The sequence below is a fragment of the Knoellia sp. p5-6-4 genome (assembly GCF_029222705.1).
GTDB lineage: Bacteria > Actinomycetota > Actinomycetes > Actinomycetales > Dermatophilaceae > Pedococcus_A.
Window position 1 is genome coordinate 1,869,975 of the sequence record NZ_JARGZF010000001.1, and the last position, 16,148, is coordinate 1,886,122.

Sequence of the window (16,148 nt, forward strand, 5' to 3'; positions counted from 1 at the left end):
CAGAAGGAGAGCACCACGATGGCCAAGCCCGTTGTGCGCAAGCCCAAGAAGAAGGCCAACCCGCTGAAGGCGGCGAAGGTCGAGAACATCGACTACAAGGACACCGCGCTGCTGCGCAAGTTCATCTCCGACCGCGGCAAGATCCGCGCTCGCCGGGTGACCGGTGTGTCCGTCCAGGAGCAGCGGCTCATCGCCACCGCGGTCAAGAACGCCCGCGAGATGGCGCTGCTGCCCTACTCCAGCAGCTCTCGCTGACCCGGGTTCGAGGAGGAACTGAAATGAAGGTCATTCTCACCCACGACGTGTCCAACCTCGGCACCGCCGGCGACGTCGTCGACGTCAAGGACGGCTACGCCCGCAACTTCCTGTTCCGCCGTGGCCTGGCCACCGCGTGGACCAAGGGCGGGCAGAAGCAGGTCGACGCCATCGCCAAGGGCCGGGAGGTCCGTGCGGTCAGGACCCTCGAGGAGGCCAAGTCCATCAAGGGCAACCTCGAGGCCAAGCCGGTGAAGGTCGAGGCCCACGCCGGTCAGTCCGGCCGCCTCTTCGGCGCCGTCTCGAGTGCCGACGTCGCCGCCGCCGTCAAGGCTGCTGGTGGCCCGGAGCTCGACCGCCGCAAGATCGAGATCAAGAACCCGATCAAGGCCGTCGGCGCCCACGAGGCGCTCGTGCGCCTGCACCCGGAGGTGCAGGCCACGGTCAAGCTGGACGTCGTCGCCGGCTGACCCAGCACACCGCTGCACTGCCGAAGGCCCGGTCCCCGCGGGGGGGGCCGGGCCTTCGTCGTGCACCGGAGCCGGCGGTCCCGGCGCTCCGGGACCAGCTGGTCAGCTGCCGTAGAGCGCGCGCACGCCGGCGCCGTCGCTGCTGGTGAAGCTCAGGTCGTCGGACGTCCCGTTGCACTGCGGGTAGTGCATGATCGACGCGCTGTCGTAGGGGGTCAGCGGGCGCCAGTTGTTGTCCTCGAAGCAGGTGCCTGCTTCGGGGCGGGTGTGCTCGTGGCGGAAACCGAGGGTGTGGCCGAGCTCGTGGCCGAGGATGTTGGTGGGCGTCCACGAGCCGGACGTCCAGATCGAGTCGTCGACGAGCACGTTGCGCGAGCGCTTGGGGCTGCTGGGGAAGAACGCGCGGGCGATGTACTGGGTCGTCGCGACGGGCTCCACCGAGAACACCACGTTGTTGTTGCGGGTGTTGCAGTTGGCGTCCTGGGTCGGCACGTAGACGAAGTTGACCTTCGACGACGCCGCCTCCCACAGCCCGGCGCCGCCGGCCATCGCCGAGACGATGCGGGAGTGGTCGGCACCGAACTTGGTGCTCACGCAGTAGGTCAGGTTCCCGACCTGGGCGGTGCTCCACCTGTCGTCCTGGCCGCCGACGGTGTTGACGATGAGCGAGTCCTCGTCGGTGTGCGGCTCCTTCGGGTCGACCATGCGGTCGTAGAAGATCCGCATGCCGCCCGTGCTCATCTCGGGCTCGTCGCCGTTGACGATGTACTGGTCGTCGACATCGCGGTAGCTGCTGTCGAGGAACTCCGAGAAGGAGGGGACCTCGCCGGTGGTGGACCCGGCCGGGGCCGCGGCGGCGACCCCCAGGCTGGCGCAGGTGACGGCGGCGACGCCGGAGGCGGCGAGGGCGAGGCGGGCAGAGACGCGCTTCATGACACTCCTTGGGTTGCGGCGGGACGGCTGTCCCGACAGGTCCGCGCCAGGCGCGGAAATGCCGACCACACTAAGAAGCGGGGAGCGCTGAGGTCTGCGCCGAGAATGTCTGGAATGAGCCCGGGTTCGGGCACGGTTGGTCAAGCGCAGGCCATGTTGGTCAACAGCACGTCAGCGCTGGTCGATCATGACCTCGATCGTGTAGTCCTGAGCCCGGTAGCAGTGGTCGCCGTACTCGACCGGGTTTCCCACCGCGTCGAAGGCGCTGCGCGTCATGGTGAGCACCGGCTGGGAGGGCCGCAGGTCGAGGTGCCGGCGCTCTGTGGGGGTCGGTGTGCGAGCCCCGATCCGCTGGTGGGCCACCACCGGCCGGACGCCGCGGACGCGGAGCACGGCGTACAGGCCGTCCTTCTCGAGCTCCTCGCGGGTGATGTCGCTGTACTGCGGGGGCAGCCAGTTGTGCATCACCGCCAGGGGCAGGTCGCCGGCCTGGCGCAGCCGCACGACCGACAGCAGGGGTGTGTCCGGCGGCAGGCCCATCGCAGCGGCGGCCCGCTCGTCGTGCACGATCTCGTGCTCGAGCACCCGGGTGCTGGGCTCGGCGTCGCCTGAGCGCTTGAGGTCGTCGAACAGGCTGGTGAGCTCGGCCCGCCGGTGGATCTGCCGGTTCGCGACGGTGGTGCCGAGACCGCGCCTGCGCAGCAGCAGCCCCTGGCCCACGAGCTCCTGGATCGCCCGGCGTACCGTGGGGCGCGAGAGGCCGAGGCGGTCGGCGAGGGCGATCTCGTTCTCGAAGGGGTCGCCGGGCTGCAGGGCGCCGGACGCGATCGCCTGGCCCAGCTGCTCGGCGAGCTGGTGGTACAGCGGCACCGGTGACCCGCGGTCGATGCGGAGGTCGAGCTGCTTGGCCATGGGCGCAGAGTAGCGGTTCCTGACGTCCGTTAGACAGCACGTGAGAATGTCAGGACATGGAGTTGACACGCCTGCGGAGCGGCGCCACGCTGAACCACAGCACCCGGCCCCGCGTCCGGCCGGGCCTCCGGCAGCGGAGGCGGGGAGAACGACGACACGACGCGACGACGTGGATGGAGTTGGTCAATGAGGATCGGGCTCGCAGGTGTGGGACGGATCGGCGCCTTCCACGCCGAGACCCTCCTCGGTCTGGATTTCGTCGACGAGCTGGTGGTGACCGACGCGAACGCCGACGCCGCGCGGGAGGTCGCCGCCGCGCTGGGTGCCACCTTCGCCCCGGACGTCGAGGCCCTGCTGGCGTCGCGGGTCGACGGGTTCGTCATCGCGGCCGCCACCCCGGCCCACGCCCCGCTGCTGCGCCAGGGGGTCGAGGCGGGGGTGCCGACCTTCTGCGAGAAGCCGGTGGCGTCGACCCTCGCCGAGACCCTCAACCTCGCCAAGCTGGCTGCGAGCAGCGACGTGCCGGTGCACGTCGGCTTCCAGCGCCGGTTCGACCGCGGCTACCAGCGCCTCGCGCAGGCCGTGCGGGGCGGGGAGCTCGGCTTCGTGCACTCCATCCGGGCCGCGACCCACGACCAGTCCCCGCCCCACGCCGCCTACATCCCGACCAGCGGTGGCATCTTCCGCGACTGCAACGTGCACGACTTCGACATCCTGCGGTTCGTGACCGGCCGCGAGGTGGTCACGGTCTACGCCGCCGGCGCCAACAAGGGTGAGCCCTTCTTCGGCGAGGCCGGCGACGTCGACACCGCGGCCGCCCTGCTCACCCTCGACGACGACACCCTCGCCCTCGTCTCCTCCACCCGCTACAACGGCGGTGGCCACGACGTGCGCATGGAGGCGCACGGCAGCAAGGGCGCCATGGCGGTCGGCCTCGACGACTCGCTCGCCTTCCGCTCGGCCGAGGAGGACGTCGACTTCCCCCACGGCCCCCAGCACTGGTCGTTCATGGAGCGCTTCCTGCCGGCCTACCGGGCCGAGCTGACCGCGTTCGCCGAGGTCGCCAAGGGCGACCGCCCCACGCCGTGCACCGTCGAGGACGCCCTCCAGGCGTTCCGCATCGCCGAGGCCTGTGAGCTGTCCCGCCACGAGGGGCGCCCCGTGCGCCTGGAGGAGATCGAGACCCTGTGAGCACCACGATCCTGCCGCTGGAGGAGCGAGTCGCGGGTGCCCCCATCTCGTGGGGTGTCTGCGAGGTCCCGGGCTGGGGCTGGCAGTACGACTCGGCCACCGTGCTCGACGAGATGAGCGACGTCGGCCTGGCCGCCACCGAGTTCGGGCCCGACGACTTCCTGCCCGCCGACCCCGACGCCAAGGCCGACCTGCTGGCCACCAAGGGCCTGCGGGCCGTGGGACAGTTCGTGCCCGTCGTGCTGCACGACCCGGACCACGACCCGCTGCCGGAGGTGGAGCGGGCCATGGAGGCTCTCGTGGTCGCCCGCGCCTCGACCGTCGTGCTCGCCGCGGCCACCGGTCAGGAGGGCTACGACACCCGGCCCGTGCTCGACGACACCGGCTGGACGACCCTCCTGTACAACCTCGACCGCATCCGCGAGGCGGCCGCCGCCCGCGGCCTGGTGGCCACCCTGCATCCGCACGTCGGCACGATGGTCGAGAGCGGAGAGGAGACCGAGCGCGTGCTCGCCGGCAGCAGCATCGGCCTGTGCCTCGACACCGGGCACCTGCTCATCGGCGGCGGTGACCCGGTGCGGGTCGCCCGGCAGCACCCCGACCGCATCGCCCACGTGCACCTCAAGGACGTCCGCCTCGACTGGGCCCGCAAGGTCCGGTCCGGTGAGGCCACCTACACCGAGGCGGTGTCCGGCGGCATGTACGTGCCTTTGGGCCAGGGCGACGTCGACGTCGCCGCGATCGTCACGGCGCTGGAGGACCACGGGTATGCCGGGTGGTACGTCCTCGAGCAGGACACCATCCTGGCGGCTGAGCCGAACGGGGGCGGACCCGTGGACGATGTCCGCACCAGCCTCTACTACCTGCTGGGGCTGGCGGCACAGCGCTCCGGTGTGGGGATCTGACCATGACGGCGAACGGTGACGGCGCGGCATACGACCTGGTGGCGATGGGGCGCATCAGCGCCGACATCTACCCGCTGCAGAGCGGGGTGGGCCTCGAAGACGTGCAGACCTTCCAGAAGTTCCTCGGCGGCAGTGCCACCAACGTCGCGGTGGCGGCTGCCCGCTACGGTCGCCGCGCAGCCCTCATCACCCGCACCGGCCGCGACGCCTTCGGCCGCTACGTGCGCGCCGAGGCCGCCCGCCTGGGGGTCGACCCGACCTTCATCACCGAGGTGGACGGCCCTCCGACCCCCGTCACCTTCTGCGAGATCTTCCCGCCGGACCACTTCCCGCTGTACTTCTACCGCTACCCGATCGCCCCCGACCTGATGATCGAGGCCGACGAGCTGCCGCTCGAGGCCATCAGACAGGCGCAGATCTTCTGGGCCACGGTGACCGGTCTGTCGCAGGAGCCGAGTCGCACCGCGCACTTCGCAGCCTGGGAGGCCCGGGGCCGACGCCGCCACACGGTGCTCGACCTCGACTACCGGCCGATGTTCTGGCCGCACCCCGAGGAGGCCAGCGCCCAGGTCGCCGCGGCGCTCGAGCACGTGACCGTGGCGGTGGGCAACCGCGAGGAGTGCGAGGTGGCGGTGGGGGAGACCGACCCCCAGCGCGCCGCCGACGCCCTGCTCGAGCGCGGTGTCGAGCTGGCCATCGTCAAGCAGGGACCCAAAGGGGTGCTCGCCGCCACCAGCGACGAGCGGGTGGAGGTGCCGCCGTTCCCGGTCGAGGTGGTCAACGGCCTCGGCGCGGGTGACGCCTTCGGCGGCGCCCTGTGCCACGGCCTGCTGAACGGCTGGGACCTGCGCCGCATCCTGACGTTCGCCAACGTCGCGGGAGCCATCGTCGCCTCGCGGCTGGAGTGCTCCACCGCCATGCCCACCGAGGCCGAGGTCGAGGAGCACCTGGCCTCTCGCGAGCCCATCGCGGCACACGCCGCCGCAGAGGAGGCGTGATGTCGACCAGCCCGACCGTGTCGGTCGCCGACCTGACCGAGATCCGGGTGCGCGACCCGCACCGCATCACGCAGTCGTGGGCCGACCGCCGCCGGCGCGACCTCGTCGGGCCCGACGGCCGCCTGCTCATCGTGGCCGCCGACCACCCGGCCCGAGGGGCGCTCGGCGTCCGCGACGACAGGAGTGCGATGGCCAGCCGCAGCGAGCTGCTGGGTCGCCTCGCCACCGCGGTGTCGCGCCCCGGGGTCGACGGCGTGCTCGGCACACCCGACATCCTGGACGACCTGCTGCTGCTCGGTGCGCTCGAGGGCAAGGTCGTCATCGGCTCGATGAACCGCGGCGGCCTGCAGGGCTCCACCTTCGAGCTCGACGACCGCTTCACCGCCTACCGGGCCCGCGACATCGCCGCCGGCGGCCTCGACGGCGGCAAGATGCTCACCCGCATCGACCTCGACGACCCGGGCACGGTCTCCACGCTGGAGGCCAGCGCCACAGCCATCACGGAGCTGGCGGAGCACGGGCTGATGGCGATGGTCGAGCCGTTCCTGTCGACCCGCCGCGACGGCCGCGTGACCAACCTGCTCGACCCCGACTCGACCATCAGGTCGATCCACATCGCCTCCGGCCTCGGCGCCACCAGCGCCCACACCTGGCTGAAGCTGCCGGTGGTCGACGACCTGCCCCGGGTGATGGACGCCACCACGCTGCCGACCCTGCTGCTCGGCGGTGACCCGCAGGGCGACCCGCAGGACACCTACGCGTCGTGGGGCAGGGCTCTCGACCTGCCGGCAGTCCGTGGCCTGGTCGTCGGACGGGCCCTGCTCTTCCCGCCCGATGGTGACGTCGCCGCCGCCGTCGACATCGCTGCCGAGCTGGTGCACGGAGGAGCCCGATGAGCGACAACGACCGCTGGGTGCGCCCCCTGGGCTCCGCCGCTCGAGACGGCTGGGACGTCGTCATCGACGCCGGTGTCGAGGGCTGGCAGCACACCAGCCTGTATGCCGGCCGGCTGGCCGAGGGGGAGAGCCGCGAGGTCCCGGCCGGGGAGTGGGAGCACGTCGTCGTGCCGCTCGCGGGGTCGGTGACCGTGGAGTGCGGGGAGGGTAAGGCCGCCCTCGCCGGCCGCCCGTCGGTGTTCGCCGGCCCGACCGACGTCGCCTACGTCGCCCGCGACACGGCCCTGACCGTGACCGCCACCGGCGGCCCCGCCCGGCTGGCGGTCTGCGGGGCGCGGGCGTCCGCCCGGCACACCCCCGCGTTCCGCCACGTCGAGGCGGGCGAGGTGCCCGTCGAGCTGCGCGGCGCCGGCATCGCCAGCCGCGAGGTGCGCAACTTCGGCATCCCCGGGGTGCTCGGGGCCGACTCGATCATCGCCTGCGAGGTCATCACCCCGGGCGGCAACTGGAGCTCCTACCCGCCGCACAAGCACGACGAGGAGCGCGAGGGCGTCGAGACCGAGCTCGAGGAGATCTACTACTTCGAGACCCAGGTCGAGGGCGGCGCCCCGGCGCCCGAGGGTGCCGATCCCGTTGGCTACCAGCGGGTCTACGGCACCGACGACCGCCCGATCGACGTCATGGCGGAGGTGCGCACCGGCGACGTCGTGCTGGTGCCCCACGGCTGGCACGGGCCGGCGATGGCCCCGCCCGGCTACGACCTCTACTACCTCAACGTCATGGCAGGTCCCGGGGCCGAGCGCGCCTGGCTGATCTGCGACGACCCCGCGCACGGCTGGGTGCGCCAGACCTGGACGTCCCAGGACGTCGACCCGCGACTCCCGCTCGGAGGGCAGTGATGACCGACACCCAGACCGTCCGGCTCACCGTGGCGCAGGCCGTGGTGCGGTTCCTGGCCAACCAGTGGAGCGAGCGCGACGGACAGCGGCAGAGGCTCTTCGCCGGGTGCTTCGGCATCTTCGGCCACGGCAACGTCGCTGGACTCGGGCAGGCGCTGCTGCAGAACGAGCTGGAGCACGAGGGCCGTGAGGAGGAGAACCCGCTGCCCTACGTGCTGGCCCGCAACGAGCAGGCCATGGTGCACACCTCGGTGGCCTACGCCCGCCAGAAGGACCGGCTGCAGACCTGGGCGTGCACCGCGTCGGTCGGACCCGGCTCGACCAACATGCTCACCGGTGCGGCGCTCGCGACGATCAACCGGATCCCGGTGCTGCTGCTGCCGTCCGGCACCTTCGCCACCCGGGTCTCCGGGCCGGTGCTGCAGGAGCTCGAGCAGCCCGCTGCCCCCGACGTCACCGTCAACGACGCCTTCCGCCCGCTGTCGAAGTTCTTCGACCGGGTCAACCGGCCCGAGCAACTGCCGGCCGCCCTGCTGGGGGCCATGCGCGTGCTGACCGACCCGGTCGAGACCGGCGCGGCGACCATCGCCCTGCCGCAGGACGTGCAGGCCGAGGCCTTCGACTGGCCGGTCGAGCTGTTCGCCGAGCGGGTCTGGCGCGTCGCCCGCCCACCGGCGGAGCAGGTCGACATCGACGACACCGCCGCGCTGGTGCGCGCCGCGAAGCGGCCGTTCATCGTGGCTGGGGGCGGCGTGCACTACTCCGGCGCCGAGGAGGCGCTGCGCGCGCTGTGCGAGCAGACCGGCATACCGGTGGGTGAGACCCAGGCCGGCAAGGGGTCGCTGCCGCACGCGCACGCCCAGGAGATGGGGGCCATCGGCTCCACGGGCACCACCGCTGCCAACGCGCTCGCCGCCGAGGCCGACCTGGTGATCGGCGTCGGCACGCGGTGGAGCGACTTCACCACCGCCTCGCGGACCGCCTTCCAGGACAAGGATGTCCGCTTCGTCAACATCAACATCGCCCGGTTCGACGCCGGCAAGCACGCCGGCCTGTCCGTCGTCGCCGACGCCCGCGAGGCCCTCAGCGCGCTCACGCAGGCCCTGGAGGGGTATGCCGTGGAGCCCGGTTACCGGGAGCGGCAGGCGCAGCTGTGGGCCGAGTGGGACGCGCAGGTGGAGGCGGCCTACCACCCGCCGGCCGAGGTGACCGACGCCCTCGCCCCCGGCTTGCTCACCCAGGCCCAGGTGCTGGGTGCGGTCAACGAGCTCACCGACCCCCGCGACGTCGTGCTCTGCGCCGCCGGCTCGATGCCCGGCGACCTGCACAAGCTGTGGCGGGTGCGCGACCGCAAGGCCTACCACGTCGAGTACGGCTACTCCTGCATGGGCTACGAGGTGCCGGCCTCGATCGGCATCCGGCTGGCCGAGCCCGACCGCGACGTGTTCGCGATGGTCGGCGACGGCGGCTGGCTCATGATGCCGACCGAGCTCGTCACGGCCGTGCAGGAGCGCGTCAAGGTCGTCGTGGTGCTGGTGCAGAACCACGGGTTCCACTCGATCGGCTCGCTGTCGGAGTCGCTCGGCTCCCAGCGGTTCGGCACGAGGTACCGCTTCCGTGACGCGGCCTCGGGCCGGCTCGAGGGCGAGAAGCTCCCGGTCGACCTCGCCGCCAACGCGCGCAGCCTCGGCGCCCACGTCATCGAGGTCCACTCGGCCGACGAGCTGGCCCAGGCCGTCAAGGAGGCCAAGGCCTGGCCGGCCGACGGGGGGCCGGTCGTCATCCACGTCGAGACCGACCCGACCGTCTACGCGCCCGACAGCGCGTCGTGGTGGGACGTGCCGGTCAGCGAGGTCGCCGAGCTCGAGACCACCCGCACCGCCTACGCCGACTACATCGACCACAAGGCCCGCCAGCGCCCGTTGGTCGCGCCGGCCCGCACCAGCCCGAGGAGCACCACGCCATGACACCACCGCTCAGGGTCGGCATCATCGGTGTGGGCCTGATGGGAGCCGACCACGCCGAGCGCGTGGCCCGCCGCGTCGCTGGTGCCCGTCTGGTGGCGGTCTCCGACCCCGACGGGGCACGGGCCGCCCGCCTCGCCGCCGGCTTCGAGGGAGTCCGCACCATCGCCGACCCGCTCGACCTCGTCGCCGACGACGAGGTCGATGCCGTCATCATCGCCTCACCCGGCTTCGTCCACGAGGAGCAGGTGCTCGCCTGCCTCGAGCACGGCAGGTACGTGCTCTGCGAGAAGCCGTTGACCATGGACAGCGAGTCGTCGCTGCGGGTGGTCGAGGCGGAGGCGAAGGGTGGCCGGCCGCTCGTGCAGGTCGGCTTCATGCGCCGGTTCGACCCCGAGTACGTCCAGATGAAGCAGGTGCTCGACAGCGGGCAGCTCGGCCGGACCCTGCTGCTGCACAACATCCACCGGAACAAGTCCGTGCCCGACCCCTCGTTTCGCAGCGAGATGATCGTGCGTGACTCGCTCGTGCACGAGGTCGACGTGGCCCGGTTCCTCTTCGGGGAGGAGGTCACCGAGATCACCGTGCTGTCGCCGACGCCGACCAGTGCCGCGCAGGAGGGGGTGCGTGACCCGCAGGTCGCCCTCTTCCGCATGGAGGGCGGAGGCATGGTCACCTCGGAGGTCTTCGTCAACGCGCAGGTCGGCTACGAGGTGCGCTGCGAGGCAGTCGCCGAGCGGGGCACCGTGACGGTCGGCCAGAACCTCTCGAGCCTCCACCTGACATGGGCAGGCGCGGGCGGCACTGGGCCCAGCACAGAGCCCGGCACCTGGGGCGGCACGGTCCCCGGCGACTACCGGGCGCGTTTCGCCGTGGCCTACGACCGGGAGGTGCAGGCCTGGGTCGACGCCAGCCGGCGCGGCGAGGTGGTCGGCCCGACCAGCTGGGACGGGTATGCCGCCACGGCGGTCTGCACCGCCGGCATGGAGTCGCTCACCACCGGCCGGCCCGTCACGGTCGACCTCGCAGACCGAGCGGCCCTCCCCACGACGGCCTGAGCGCCGGTCATGGACACCACACCCCGACGCCACACCCGGCGCCACACCCAGCACCACACTCCAGGACCAGCACCGAAGGACACGCCATGAGCACTCCCACCCGCATCACCCACCTGATCGGCGGACAGTCGTGGACCGGCACGGCTGAGCGCACCAGCCCCGTGCACAACCCCGCGACCGGCGAGCAGACGGGCGTCCTCGACCTCGCCTCCGCCGAGCTCGTCGGTGAGGTCGTCTCGACCGCACGGGCCGCCTGGGAGGGCTGGGCCGACACCTCGCTCACCCGGCGCACGCAGGTGCTGTTCGCCTTCCGCAACCTGCTCGACGAGCGCAAGAAGGACATCGCGGCGCTCATCACGGCCGAGCACGGCAAGGTGCTCGACGACGCGCTCGGCGAGGTGACCCGCGGCCTCGAGGTCGCCGAGTTCGCCTGCGGCATCCCCCACCTGCTCAAGGGGGGCTTCAGCGAGAACGCCTCGTCGAACGTCGACGTCTACTCGATCCGCCAGCCGCTCGGCGTCGTCGCGGTCATCTCGCCCTTCAACTTCCCGGCCATGGTGCCGATGTGGTTCATCCCCATCGCCATCGCCTGCGGCAACGCGGTCGTCCTGAAGCCGAGCGAGAAGGACCCGTCGGCCGCGATCGCCGTCGCCCGGCTGTGGACGGAGGCAGGCCTGCCCGACGGCGTCATGAACGTCGTCAACGGCGACAAGGAGGCGGTCGACGCCCTGTTGACCCACCCCGACATCAAGTCGGTCTCCTTCGTGGGCTCGACGCCGATCGCCCGCCACGTCTACGAGACGGGCACGGCCCACGGCAAGCGCGTCCAGGCCCTCGGCGGCGCGAAGAACCACATGCTGGTGCTGCCCGACGCCGACCTCGACCTCGCCGCCGACGCCGCGGTCAACGCCGGCTTCGGGTCTGCGGGCGAACGCTGCATGGCGATCTCGGCGCTGGTCGCCGTCGAGCCGATCGCCGACGAGCTGGTCGAGAAGATCAAGGACCGGATGGGCAAGCTGCGCACCGGTGACGGCACCAAGGGCTGCGACATGGGCCCGCTGGTGACCAAGCAGCACCGCGACAAGGTCGCCTCCTACCTCGACTCCGGGGTGCGCGAAGGCGCGACCCTGGTCGTCGACGGCCGCGACGGCGACTTCGACGGGGGCGAGGACGGCTACTTCCTGGCGCCGACCCTCTTCGACGACGTCAAGCCCGGGATGAGCATCTACGACGACGAGATCTTCGGTCCCGTGCTGTCGGTCGTCCGCGTGCGCTCCTACGAGGAGGGGCTGAAGCTCATCAACGACAACCCCTACGGCAACGGCACCGCGATCTTCACCAACGACGGTGGTGCGGCCCGCAAGTTCCAGCGGCAGGTGGAGGTCGGCATGGTCGGCGTGAACGTGCCGATCCCGGTGCCGGTGTCCTACTACTCCTTCGGCGGGTGGAAGAACAGCCTCTTCGGCGACAGCCACGCCCACGGCATGGAGGGCGTGCACTTCTTCACCCGCGGCAAGGTCGTCACCTCCCGCTGGCTCGACCCCAGCCACGGCGGCATCAACCTCGGCTTCCCCCAGAACGCCTGAGCGGCCGCGGCGCTCACCATGGGGCTGCCGGCGCGCCTGCCCGAGCCACGCACGCCCGACCCGATGGACGCCCCACCCCTGCGGTGGGGCGTCCTGGGCACGGGCTGGGTCGCCGAGCGCTTCGCCGGCGCCCTTCGCACCGGCACTCGGCAGCTCGTGTATGCCGTGGGGTCTCGTTCCCTCGCCACCGCAAGGGAGTTCGGCGCGCGCCACGGCGCGCAGGCGGCATACGGCTCGTATGAGGAGGTGGTCGCGGACCCGCACGTTGACGTCGTCTACGTCGCGACGCCGCACAACCACCACCACGGCCATGCCCGTCTCGCCCTGGAGGCGGGCAGGCACGTGCTGGTGGAGAAGCCGATGGGACTGTCCGCCAGTGAGGTCCGCGATCTTGCGGCCCTTGCGCAGGAGCGTGGACTCTTCGGCATGGAGGCGCTCTGGACGCTGTTCCTCCCGAAGTTCGACGTCGCGCGGCAGGTGCTGGAGCACGGGTGGCTCGGTGACGTGCAGGCGGTGCTGGCCGACATGGGTGAGCACTTCGAGGCCGACCACCGCATCTGGCGCGCCGACCTGGCCGGTGGCCCACTGGGTGCTCGGTCGAACCGAACAGGTCTGTGCCACCGGCTCGTTCAACACCGAAGGCCTCAACACCCAGGCAGCCGTGGCCCTGCGCACGGAAGCCGGCCAGCTCGCAGCCCTTCACGTCACCCCACCGAGGGAGCCGGCCGGCCGTCAGGCCGACTCGCGCACCACCAGGGTCGTAGGCAGCACGGTCGCGTGCTCGACCGGCTCGCCGGCCAGCAGCCGCAGCAGCTTGTCGGCCATGGCCTGGCCCATCTGCACCGTGTGCTGGTCGACCGTCGTCAGGCCGATCTCGCCGCGTGTGGCGTAGAGGCTGTTGTCGAAACCGACGACCGGGACGTCCTGCGGCACCCGCAGCCCGGCCTGCTCGAAGGCGAGCAGGGCACCCCGGGCCATGAAGTCGGAGGCGACGAAGATGGCGTCGAGGTCGGGGTGCTCGCGCACGATCTGCAGCCCGGCGCGCAGGCCCCCCTCGATGGTGAAGTCGCCGCGGGCGAGGCGGTTGTCGGGGAGCCCGGCCTCGGCCAGGACCTGGCGCCACCCGGTCTCGCGGTCGATGGCGGCCGGCATGTCCTCCGGGCCGGTGATCGTGGCGATGCGCGTGCGCCCCAGGTCGACGAGGTGCTGCGTGGCCGTCCTCGCCCCGCCGAGGTTGTCGGCGTCGATGTAGTAGGGCGCCGGCTGGGTCGACCCGTCGCCGAGCATGGGCCGACCGCCGAAGACCACCGGCAGGTCGGGGTCGAGGCCGGTGAGGAAGTGGTCGCCGGTGTGGTGCGAGACGACGATGGCCCCGTCGACGTTGCCGCCCCGCAGGTAGTTGCGAGTCTTCTCCGACGGCGAGGAGGGGTGTGTCAGCTGGAGGTTGAGCACGTACTCGCTGTCGTCGAGCCGGTCGCTGATCCCCTGCACGACGTCGGCGAAGTAGGGGTCCCCGAAGACGCGGTGCGCGTCCTCGGGGACCACCAGGGCGATCGCCATGGTGTGCCGTGCCGCCAGCGAGCGGGCCGCCCGGTTGGGCACGTAGCCCAACCGCTCGATGGCCTCGTTGACAGCAGCGAGCACCTGCGGGCTGACCTTCGGCGAGCCGTTGACGACGCGGGAGACGGTGGCGCGGGAGACCCCGGCCGCGGTCGCGACCTCCTCGAGGGTCGGCCGCGCCGGCACGGTGGCCTCGGCGCGGCTCACCCTTCCCCGGGCAGGTCGAGGGCCCGCGCGGCGATGACGCGGGCGTACAGGTGGCCGCTGTCCTTGATGGTCCGCTCCTGGGTCTGGTAGTCGACTCGGACGATACCGAACCGCTGGGAGTAGCCCCAGGACCACTCGTAGTTGTCCATGAGCGACCAGTAGAAGTAGCCCTTGACCGGCACGCCCCGGTCGACCGCGTCGAGCACGGCGCCGAGGTGGTCGCGCAGGTAGGCAGCCCGGGCGTGGTCGTGGACGGCCCCGTCCGGCGACACCACGTCGTCGAAGGCGGCGCCGTTCTCGGTGACGTAGAGGTCGGTACCGGCGGGCCCGGCATACTCCTCGTGCAGCCGCACGAGCAGGCGGGTGAGGCCCTCGGGCTGGACCTCCCAGCCCATGGCGGTGTTCGCCAGCGGGCGGGGGTGGCGGTACACGTCGTCGGCGGCAGGGAAGGGCGAGCGGGTCGGGCGGCCGGTGTCGGCCTCGGTGGCCACGGCCTGCTCCGGCGGCCGGCAGCTGACGAGCTCGCCCTGGTAGTAGTTGACCCCCAGGACGTCGATCGGGGTCGAGATCACCTCGAGGTCGCCCTCCTGCACGACGTCCTCGAGGCCCAGGCCGGCCACGTCGTCGAGCAGGTCCTTCGGGTAGGCGCCGCGGAAGATGGGGTCGAGGAAGACGCGGTTCATCTGAGCGTCGAGCCTGCGCGCGGCATCGACGTCGCCGGGGTCCTGGGGGTCGAGCGGGTCGGGCACGGTGTGGTTGAGCGTGAGGCCGAGGCTCAGCTGCGGGTCGCGCTCGCGCAGCGCCCGGGTGGCCAGGCCGTGGGCGAGCATGAGGTGGTGCGCCGCAGCCAGGCCGGCGCGCACCTCCGTGCGTCCGGGAGCGTGGACGCCGGCGGTGTAGCTCAGGAACGAGGAGCACCACGGCTCGTTCAGCGTGGTCCACGTCGTGACCCGGTCTCCGAGGCGGTCGTGCACGGCGAGGGCGTAGTCGACGAAGCGCTCGGCCGTCTCGCGGCTGGTCCAGCCGCCGCGGTCCTCCAGGGCCTGCGGCAGGTCCCAGTGGTAGAGGGTTAGCCACGGCGCGATGCCCTGTGCGAGCAGCTCGTCGACGAGGCGCTCGTAGAAGTCGAGGCCGCGCGCGTTGACCGGGCCGCCGTCCGGGCAGACCCGGGCCCAGCTCGTGGAGAACCGGTAGGAGTCCAGGCCCAGCCGCGCCATGAGCGCGACGTCCTCACGGTAGCGGTGGTAGTGGTCGCAGGCGACATCGCCGTTGTCGGCGCCGAGGACCGCGCCCGGGACGCGGCTGAAGGTGTCCCAGATCGAGGCGGTGCGTCCGTCCTCGAAGGCGGCGCCTTCGATCTGGTATGCCGCGGTGGCGGCTCCCAGCACGAAGCCGGCGGGCAGCGCACGGGTGCTGGTGGCGGGTGCGGGGGCTGTGGTGGTCATCCTTTGACGGCTCCTTGCATGATGCCGGCCACGAGCTGACGGCCCGCGACGACGAAGAGGGCGATGAGGGGAAGGGCGGCCAGCACGACGCCGGCCAGGACGAGCGAGTAGTCGACGTAGTAGGCGGCCTGGAGCTGCTGCAGCGCGACGGGAAGCGTCGGGTTGCCGGGCTCGAGGACGATGAAGGGCCAGAAGAAGTTGGTCCACGTCGCGATGAAGGTGAACAGGCCGAGCATCGCGGCGCCGGGCCGGCTCGCCGGCAGGGCGACGTGCCAGAAGGTGCGGATCATGGAGCAGCCGTCGACCCGGGCCGCCTCGACCAGCTCGTCGGGCAGCGACTCGCGCAGGTACTGCGTCATCCAGAACACGCCGAAGGCGTTGACCATGGCGGGGACGATCACCGCGCCGAGGCTGCCGATCCAGCCGAGCTTGGCCATGAGGATGAACAGCGGCACGACGCCGAGCTGGGTCGGCACGGCCATCGTGGCGACCACGAAGGCGAGCAGCCCCTTCTGGCCGCGGAACCGCAGCTTGGCGAACGCGAAGCCGGCGAGCGTCGAGAAGGCCACGACCGAGAACGAGACGACTCCCGAGACGATGACGCTGTTCCGGAAGGCGGTCCAGAACGGCACCGTGTCGAGCACCGTCTTGGCGTTGGCGAAGAAGTTGCCGCCGGGGAGCAGCGGCACCTGCCCGGCGTTGATGGCGGAGGCGTCCTTGCTGCCGATGAGGAAGGACCACCACAGCGGGAACACCGAGGCGAGCAGCACGACGAGGAGGAAGGCGTAGACCATGGGGGTCGCCCTGCTGGTGCCCTGGGCGTGCCCTCGGCGTGTCCTCGGCCCGGAGCCTCGGGCTCGGCGAGGAGC

General features: G+C 71.8%; 15 protein-coding genes. 10 read left to right on the plus strand and 5 right to left on the minus strand.

All coding sequences use genetic code 11. The features are described 5' to 3' along the window. Nucleotides 1–18 precede the first annotated feature (18 nt). Nucleotides 19–255, plus strand: a complete 237-nt coding sequence (gene rpsR, locus P2F65_RS09090; protein WP_056884210.1) for a 30S ribosomal protein S18 — start codon at nucleotides 19–21, stop codon at nucleotides 253–255. A 23-nt stretch (nucleotides 256–278) separates the two neighbouring features. Next, nucleotides 279–725: a 50S ribosomal protein L9 gene (gene rplI, locus P2F65_RS09095; RefSeq protein WP_275806139.1), complete on the plus strand. Its 447-nt coding sequence runs from the start codon at nucleotides 279–281 to the stop codon at nucleotides 723–725. Nucleotides 726–827: 102 nt separating this feature from the next. Here rplI and P2F65_RS09100 read toward each other — a convergent pair whose 3' ends face one another. Both P2F65_RS09100 and P2F65_RS09105 read right to left on the minus strand, forming a co-directional pair. Beyond that, nucleotides 828–1,658, minus strand: coding sequence for a M57 family metalloprotease (locus tag P2F65_RS09100; protein WP_275806140.1), 831 nt, complete (start codon nucleotides 1,656–1,658; stop codon nucleotides 828–830). Between the two features lie 171 nt (nucleotides 1,659–1,829). Further along, nucleotides 1,830–2,570 (minus strand): GntR family transcriptional regulator, encoded by a 741-nt coding sequence (locus P2F65_RS09105; protein WP_275806141.1) that lies wholly within the window; start codon nucleotides 2,568–2,570, stop codon nucleotides 1,830–1,832. Between the two features lie 186 nt (nucleotides 2,571–2,756). On the opposite strand from P2F65_RS09105, the gene P2F65_RS09110 reads away from it, so the two are divergent. The 8 genes from P2F65_RS09110 to P2F65_RS09145 all read left to right on the plus strand — a co-directional run bounded on the left by P2F65_RS09110 (nucleotide 2,757) and on the right by P2F65_RS09145 (nucleotide 12,067). Further along, nucleotides 2,757–3,761, plus strand: a complete 1,005-nt coding sequence (locus tag P2F65_RS09110; protein ID WP_275806142.1) for a Gfo/Idh/MocA family oxidoreductase — start codon at nucleotides 2,757–2,759, stop codon at nucleotides 3,759–3,761. Next, a complete protein-coding gene (locus P2F65_RS09115) occupies nucleotides 3,758–4,666 on the plus strand; it encodes a TIM barrel protein (protein ID WP_275806143.1) in 909 nt (302 codons plus the stop codon). Before P2F65_RS09110 ends, P2F65_RS09115 begins: the two co-directional genes overlap by 4 nt. A 2-nt stretch (nucleotides 4,667–4,668) precedes the next feature. Beyond that, nucleotides 4,669–5,664, plus strand: coding sequence for a 5-dehydro-2-deoxygluconokinase (iolC, locus tag P2F65_RS09120; RefSeq protein WP_275806144.1), 996 nt, complete (start codon nucleotides 4,669–4,671; stop codon nucleotides 5,662–5,664). After that, nucleotides 5,664–6,560 (plus strand): deoxyribose-phosphate aldolase, encoded by an 897-nt coding sequence (locus P2F65_RS09125; protein WP_275806145.1) that lies wholly within the window; start codon nucleotides 5,664–5,666, stop codon nucleotides 6,558–6,560. Before iolC ends, P2F65_RS09125 begins: the two co-directional genes overlap by 1 nt. Then, nucleotides 6,557–7,459 (plus strand): 5-deoxy-glucuronate isomerase, encoded by a 903-nt coding sequence (gene iolB, locus P2F65_RS09130; RefSeq protein ID WP_275806146.1) that lies wholly within the window; start codon nucleotides 6,557–6,559, stop codon nucleotides 7,457–7,459. Before P2F65_RS09125 ends, iolB begins: the two co-directional genes overlap by 4 nt. Continuing rightward, complete coding sequence (gene iolD, locus P2F65_RS09135) at nucleotides 7,459–9,426, plus strand: 3D-(3,5/4)-trihydroxycyclohexane-1,2-dione acylhydrolase (decyclizing) (protein ID WP_275806147.1); 1,968 nt, start codon at nucleotides 7,459–7,461, stop codon at nucleotides 9,424–9,426. Before iolB ends, iolD begins: the two co-directional genes overlap by 1 nt. Then, nucleotides 9,423–10,481 carry a Gfo/Idh/MocA family oxidoreductase gene (locus P2F65_RS09140; RefSeq protein WP_275806148.1) on the plus strand — a complete coding sequence of 353 codons (1,059 nt, stop codon included), beginning with the start codon at nucleotides 9,423–9,425 and terminating at the stop codon, nucleotides 10,479–10,481. Before iolD ends, P2F65_RS09140 begins: the two co-directional genes overlap by 4 nt. An 86-nt stretch (nucleotides 10,482–10,567) precedes the next feature. Further along, nucleotides 10,568–12,067: a CoA-acylating methylmalonate-semialdehyde dehydrogenase gene (locus tag P2F65_RS09145; RefSeq protein ID WP_275806149.1), complete on the plus strand. Its 1,500-nt coding sequence runs from the start codon at nucleotides 10,568–10,570 to the stop codon at nucleotides 12,065–12,067. Between the two features lie 732 nt (nucleotides 12,068–12,799). Here P2F65_RS09145 and P2F65_RS09150 read toward each other — a convergent pair. Genes P2F65_RS09150 through P2F65_RS09160 form a run of 3 tightly spaced genes read right to left on the minus strand, consistent with a single transcriptional unit; the run spans nucleotide 12,800 to nucleotide 16,073 of the window. Continuing rightward, nucleotides 12,800–13,834, minus strand: a complete 1,035-nt coding sequence (locus P2F65_RS09150; protein ID WP_275806150.1) for a LacI family DNA-binding transcriptional regulator — start codon at nucleotides 13,832–13,834, stop codon at nucleotides 12,800–12,802. After that, on the minus strand, nucleotides 13,831–15,279 hold the full coding sequence (locus P2F65_RS09155; protein WP_275806151.1) for a GH1 family beta-glucosidase: 1,449 nt from the start codon (nucleotides 15,277–15,279) through the stop codon (nucleotides 13,831–13,833). Before P2F65_RS09155 ends, P2F65_RS09150 begins: the two co-directional genes overlap by 4 nt. Further along, entirely contained in the window at nucleotides 15,276–16,073 is a 798-nt protein-coding gene (locus P2F65_RS09160; protein ID WP_345803693.1) for a carbohydrate ABC transporter permease, read from the minus strand. Before P2F65_RS09160 ends, P2F65_RS09155 begins: the two co-directional genes overlap by 4 nt. Nucleotides 16,074–16,148 lie beyond the last annotated feature (75 nt).